The 4,732-nt window shown below is 57.5% G+C and carries 8 protein-coding genes; 4 read left to right on the top strand and 4 right to left on the bottom strand.

Annotated elements, in window-relative coordinates:
* Window positions 1-5 precede the first annotated feature (5 nt).
* Complete coding sequence (locus tag HMPREF3092_RS11350) at window positions 6-143, bottom strand: hypothetical protein (protein WP_176745709.1); 138 nt, start codon at window positions 141-143, stop codon at window positions 6-8.
* A 408-nt stretch (window positions 144-551) separates the two neighbouring features.
* On the opposite strand from HMPREF3092_RS11350, the gene HMPREF3092_RS07205 reads away from it, so the two are divergent.
* From HMPREF3092_RS07205 to HMPREF3092_RS07215, 3 genes are all read left to right on the top strand, one after another.
* Window positions 552-740 (top strand): DUF2625 family protein, encoded by a 189-nt coding sequence (locus tag HMPREF3092_RS07205; RefSeq protein WP_070424382.1) that lies wholly within the window; start codon window positions 552-554, stop codon window positions 738-740.
* A 136-nt stretch (window positions 741-876) separates the two neighbouring features.
* Window positions 877-1,140, top strand: coding sequence for a DUF2625 family protein (locus HMPREF3092_RS07210; protein WP_070424383.1), 264 nt, complete (start codon window positions 877-879; stop codon window positions 1,138-1,140).
* Between the two features lie 118 nt (window positions 1,141-1,258).
* Window positions 1,259-1,486 (top strand): FitA-like ribbon-helix-helix domain-containing protein, encoded by a 228-nt coding sequence (locus HMPREF3092_RS07215; protein WP_070424384.1) that lies wholly within the window; start codon window positions 1,259-1,261, stop codon window positions 1,484-1,486.
* 347 nt (window positions 1,487-1,833) lie between these two features.
* Here HMPREF3092_RS07215 and HMPREF3092_RS07220 read toward each other — a convergent pair whose 3' ends face one another.
* On the bottom strand, window positions 1,834-3,024 hold the full coding sequence (locus HMPREF3092_RS07220) for a CBS domain-containing protein (protein WP_070424385.1): 1,191 nt from the start codon (window positions 3,022-3,024) through the stop codon (window positions 1,834-1,836).
* 260 nt (window positions 3,025-3,284) lie between these two features.
* Entirely contained in the window at window positions 3,285-3,566 is a 282-nt protein-coding gene (locus HMPREF3092_RS07225) for a hypothetical protein (protein ID WP_070424386.1), read from the bottom strand.
* A gap of 116 nt (window positions 3,567-3,682) precedes the next feature.
* On the opposite strand from HMPREF3092_RS07225, the gene HMPREF3092_RS07230 reads away from it, so the two are divergent.
* Window positions 3,683-3,865 (top strand): hypothetical protein, encoded by a 183-nt coding sequence (locus HMPREF3092_RS07230; RefSeq protein WP_141737984.1) that lies wholly within the window; start codon window positions 3,683-3,685, stop codon window positions 3,863-3,865.
* Window positions 3,866-3,961: 96 nt separating this feature from the next.
* Here the strand turns inward: HMPREF3092_RS07230 and HMPREF3092_RS11005 are convergent.
* Window positions 3,962-4,732, bottom strand: a 771-nt coding sequence (locus tag HMPREF3092_RS11005) for a tetratricopeptide repeat protein (protein ID WP_141737990.1), incomplete at its 5' end; no start/stop codon positions are given.

The raw sequence follows: 4,732 nt of genomic DNA on the forward strand, positions 1-4,732 counted from the left end.
CACGATTAACTAACCTCCCCGATCAGTACAACTAGCCAGCGCGTTCCGTCCCATTCAAAAGAATCCGAATTGATGCGCGACCCGTAAACAGGAAAGTAATCCGGGGCGAGGCTGGCCCAAGGATTTTCAGGTGTGCTGGTCATGCCGCAACTGTAGCCTCTAAATGTGGCGCTCACCACAGGTTTGCCGGGCAGTCGGTAACAGGCGTAGGAATGCCTTCCATCCCAGCTAAACAAGCTAACGGTGCTCGCCGAAGAAGGCGCGTGCCAGAGAATCTTCGTGACGATCAAGTAGGCGCTCTGGAATTTGGAATTGCTGTAAGCCAGGGGCTAGATCCGCAGGGAAGGCAAGGGCGGCGTTACGGTCGATGGCGACGTCGAAGAGCCGAGCCCGGCGACCTGTTCTCCTACCCCATGAACATCATCGGACACTGCTCGGTGGGGCACGGGTCCGGGCTGGCCAGAGGCTCGGCGGTAACGCCGGCGCGAAGATCACGACGTCGTGGCAACCGAGCATCATCGACGAAGAAAAAACTGCCTCCAGCTGGAGATGTGAACCTGACAAGCGAAGGCACGCCGCTGCGCGACATCGAACGCCTCATTGCCGTCGATGATTCGGCCTGGTCTCATCTTCAGCAGACGCTGGCTGAATCGGACGCCCTTACCTTGCCTGTCGACCCAGAGCGGGGCCGTCGCTCGCTGTGTGTGGGGCTGCAGGTCACCGCCGCGTCGACGATGTGAGCCGTCGCACTGCACACCGGCGGCATCGTTGCAGACCCCGGCTGGGTGTGTCTGTACGGCGGCGGCAGCGAGGGCTTGCCGAGCATAGCCGAAGCCAACGGGCCGGGGCGGTCCTGGTTAGGCGGCGCCCGGTGAGTTGGTCGTCGGGCACGACGTCCTCGGAGGTCTATTCGCCATCGACGGCGGCGCGCTGGGTGTCGCGCCCGGCGAGGTCTGCTACTTCGGCCCGGACACCCTCACGTGGGATGGGTTCGGTGGCGGCTACTCGGCGTTTCTTATGGCTGCGATGGGTGGCGCGCTCGATGTGGTGTTCGAGGGGCTGCGCTGGCCTGGTTGGCAGGACGAGGTGGCATCGTTGGCATTGTCGCAGAGCATTTCCCTCTACCCTCCGCCGTCCTAGGCAGTGACGTGAGCAAGGAGATGAGGCCGGTCGTCAGCATCCGGAGCTGCTTGGTGCTGAGTTTTCGGCATCACGCTGTGAATGCTGTCACAGTTGATAGCAGAAGGAGGTGGTTCTTATGGCATCCTTCATCATGCGTGGTATCGATGACCGCGTGAATCAACAGCTCGTATCTCGGGTGAAGGAGCGCGGGCGGTCTATGGAGGCCGAGGTTCGCGACATCCTGACACATGTGGCCCGATGGCCGCACATCTGCATGGCTTTCCTGGGCGTGGCGCGGGATGTCGGTGAGATCGATGGGCTTGCCGATTCCGACGCGCGACAATGCCGCAAGGGCGGAGCGTAATACGAAGGATCATCCTCGACGCCCACGTCATCTCGGAGGCCTTTCGGCCCTCTTCGGAGCCTCGTGTCGTCGAATAAATTGTGTCGCTGACGGGTAACGTCGCTACCCGGGCCTTTTGCGGCAGCATCTGATGTCGGAGAACGGAGGAGAAATCGACAACGGCGAAGAGGGGTGCTGGTTCCTCGACCCAGCGTACGACGATTCCGACCGTCGCCGTCTTGGACGCTGAGTGAATCGCGTGGTGAAGAAACCCGAAATGTGGCGCTCCCAGACTGATGGATTCCCGCAGGACGCGGTCCCCGTCGCCGAGGAGCAGGAGGGCAATGCGATTCAGCTGCTGACTCTCGCTAAGATTTCGACTGCACTATCTGGCGCAACCACACTGCCAAGGCCTCGAATGATGGAATCATGTCCTCAGGTATTTCTGATCGATTGAAATGCATCACACGGTTACGTGCGAGGCGAGCATCGTTCAGGCTTCGGATGCATCGCGGCTTGTCCTCGTCGGAGATGCGACCCGAGCCAGTCACCTTAGACCATATTTTGTCGTCAGCTAGGGCTCTGATGTAGTCCGCAAACACTAGCTGTTGCGAATACGACTTCTCGGAGTCATCTGACCCGCTGGCGTTAACTTCTTCCTTCGTTAGTTTAGTGCTTTGTTTTGTGTCTATATACACCTCTGTCAGCGGTATCTTCCTTGTGGCATCCTTGAGGTCCTCTTTCGAAACATCCGCGAGAAACCCCCGAAGAAGCTCCTCGATCTCGTTGGCGCGCAGAAACATTGCGGCGATCGAGTTTAGATGGGTCGCTAGGTCCCACGTGGTATAGATCTGTACGATCTCGTTTCTTGCGTTTTTCCCGTAGATAAATCCATGCTGAAGAATGGTCGAGACCCAGTCGAAAAGCTTCTCATTCGTTCCTACTACTGGAACCTGGGTTGTAGCCACATTAATAAGTTTCGTCTGGTCGGATACTTTGTCAAAGGTGAGGTCCGAGAGGGTCACCGTACCGATGAGAGTCGACCTGTCGTTCTTCGAGAAGAAGAGTGGCAACTTGGTGCGATTTCGTTGTTGCATTAGTTCAATTGCGTCGCTTACTGAGTCCCCGTACTGAAGGCTATCTAGCTCATCGGCGTCACTCTTTAAGGAAGACAAAACCCATCCGCCCACGGCCGATTTCTCTGAGCCAGATTCGTTTGACGATTCATCAGGTTTCTGAGTTTGCGGTTCGGAGTCCAAGGAGAGGCGTCGGATCTCGACCTCGCCGTAATAGTCGGCTGAACTGATATCCGGGAACATTGACAATTGGTTCTTCTCGAGCCACTCATTGATCAGACGGTTGACGATGGCTCCACGGCGCGATCGACCGAAGCATTCAAGTACGTAGCTGGTGGCGAACTGTTTGCTTTTTTTGTCGGATAAAACAAACTTATCGAGCTCATTTTGGCGCGATTGCCCATCTTTAACTGTGGTCGTTTCGGAAGTGTTGTTTTCGTCGGTGGGCGTCTCGGAAGTGTTGTTTTCGTCGTTGGTCGTCATTATGTTCACCTACTAGATAGTGACGATCGGCAAAAGTGGGTAGTTTTGCATCGGAGCGGGCGACTATGCCCACTGGCTATCGGTGTACTCATAGCTGGAATGTGGCCAGTTGGGGCAAGGATAACCTACGTTCGAGAAACTAGCGTCGCGACGCGTGATGAGGGGGCGTCGCAGCACGTTACTTGGCTGCGGAACGCGGTCGAGCTCAGGTTCAACGTGCAGCGGCAATAACCAGTGGCTGTTTGTGAAGACAACGGCTATTACTCAAGGAGTAAACGCATCGGCTGAAAACATGCCATCAACTCACTCGCACAGCTGCCATACCAGCTGTGTCGAAGTCCCTCCTCCGGTTCCAATAACCACTCCAAACCGCCCACAAGGAGACAGACATGTTCGGACTGCTTGGCAAGCGTTCTGGCAAAGCGATCAAAAGCACTCGCCCCGAGCACACCTATGAGATGAATGACGACCCGGTCATCGGCTACGTGCTGTTGCGTGAGCCAGTCAGCAGGGATCGTATTATCGAGGCCCTGAATGATCACGTCAGTGACGATGAAGTCTTCGAATGGGCCGAGGAAGCGACTGATGGCGACAGCCTGGGGTGCTCGATCAAGCTCTGTTTAGCCGCAAGGCTGTCGTTGTCTTACAGGTGCAGGCCGTGCGCTCGTTGTTGCTGCTTCCGGAAGCCGCTGGCTACTACTCCGAAGACGTGGGCGCCACCTATGGCAAACAGGCCTATCTGACAATCACTGACGCAGAGGCCCCGATGCCCTCGGCGTTCATCGGGCCCGTATGGGTCAGGCCGCGCGAGGACGATACGTGGAACGCGTATTCGACCTAGATAGCCAAATGCCCCTTGAATCAAAGGCTGGTCGAACCTCAACCGATTACGGCTTATTTTGGGCGCGCCTCCGGGGTGCCAAGGTTCACTGTGCCGTCAGCGGCCATCGGATTCGTCTGAGTGGGTGTTCTTGCTTGAATCCTTAGCGATCTGGTAAGCGGCGGCGAGGTTGTTGCGGGTGGTGAGTGTGTCGGGGTGGTCAGGTCCTAGGACGCGCTCGAAGTCGGTGAGGGTTTGTTCGAACTGGGGGATGGCTCGGCTCAGGTCGCTAGCTGACAGATAGGCGTAGGCGAGGTTGTTGCGGGAAGCGATCGTGTCGGGGTGGTCAGGTCCTAGGACGCGCTCGAAGTCGGTGAGGGTTTGTTCGAACTGGGGGATGGCCTGGCTGAAGTCCCCGGCTGACAGGTAGACCTTAGCGAGGTTGATGCGGGTGGCGAGCGTGGATTGGTGGTTGGGGCCAAGAATGTGCTCGTAGTTGGTGAGGGTTTGTTTGTATAAGGGGATGGCTCGGTTGAGGTCCCCGGCTGACTCGTAAGCGCTGGCGAGGTTGTCGCGGGAAGTGAACGTGTCGGGGTGGTTGGGGCCTAGGACGACCTTGTAGTTGGTGAGGTTTTGTTCGTATAAGGCGATGGCCTGGTTGAGGTCCCCGGCTGACTTGTAGGCGTAGGCGAGGTTGTTGCGGGTGGCGAGCGTGGAGGGGTGGTCGGGGCCTAAGACACGTTGAGTATCGGTGAGGTTTTGTTCGTATAAGGGGATAGCCTGGTTCAGCTTCCCAGCTGACTTGTAGGCGGCTGCGAGGTTGTTGCGGGTGGCGAGCGTGTCGGGGTGGTCGAGGCCTAGGACGCGTTCGCGGTCGGTGAGGTTTTG

The organism is Brevibacterium sp. HMSC24B04 (assembly GCF_001806835.1).
GTDB classification, from domain to species: Bacteria; Actinomycetota; Actinomycetes; order Actinomycetales; family Brevibacteriaceae; genus Brevibacterium; species Brevibacterium ravenspurgense.